The organism is Vibrio sp. 1402, assembly GCF_033340275.1.
Genome location: NZ_JAWOWE010000382.1, coordinates 1 through 631 on the forward strand (window position 1 = coordinate 1; position 631 = coordinate 631).

General features: G+C 48.2%; 1 protein-coding gene. It reads left to right on the forward strand.

Going from position 1 to position 631, the window contains the following annotated elements:
- Positions 1-546, forward strand: a 546-nt coding sequence (locus R7044_RS26200) for a DeoR/GlpR family transcriptional regulator (RefSeq protein WP_225456117.1), incomplete at its 5' end; no start/stop codon positions are given.
- Positions 547-631: the final 85 nt, after the last annotated feature.

Consider the following 631-nt stretch of genomic DNA (forward strand, 5'->3'; position numbering starts at 1 on the left):
GAAGAGGTGGTGAAACACATTCCTGACGGCGCAACGCTATTTATTGATATCGGCACAACACCAGAAGCAGTCGCACGTGCGCTCACTAAGAGCCACAAGCAGCTACGCGTAGTCACCAACAACATCAACGTGGCAACCATTCTCTTCCCTAACCCAGAGATCAAGGTCATCTTAGCGGGTGGTGAAGTCCGCAGCCGCGATGGCGGTATCGTAGGCGAAGCAACGCTCGATTTCGTGAAACAGTTCCGTCTAGATTTTGGCATTCTCGGCATCAGTGGCATCGATTTTGATGGTTCCCTATTGGACTTTGATTACCACGAAGTACGCGTGAAGCAAGCGATCATCGACAACAGCCGCAGCGTATTTCTCGCCGTCGACCACACAAAGTTTGGTCGCAATGCCATGGTGAAACTGGGCAACATCGCACAACTGAACATGATATTTACTAACAAACAGCCACCAGAAGAAATTCTCGCGATCTTAAAAGACGCCGCAATTCCCCTCGAAGTGCTCGAAGCGAATGTAACATCAGCAGACGCCGAATAGATAAATCGCTCAAATTTGAACCTCAAAATGACCTCTGTCTTAATTAGACAGAGGTTTTTTTATGCCCAAATCACACAAAACGCTC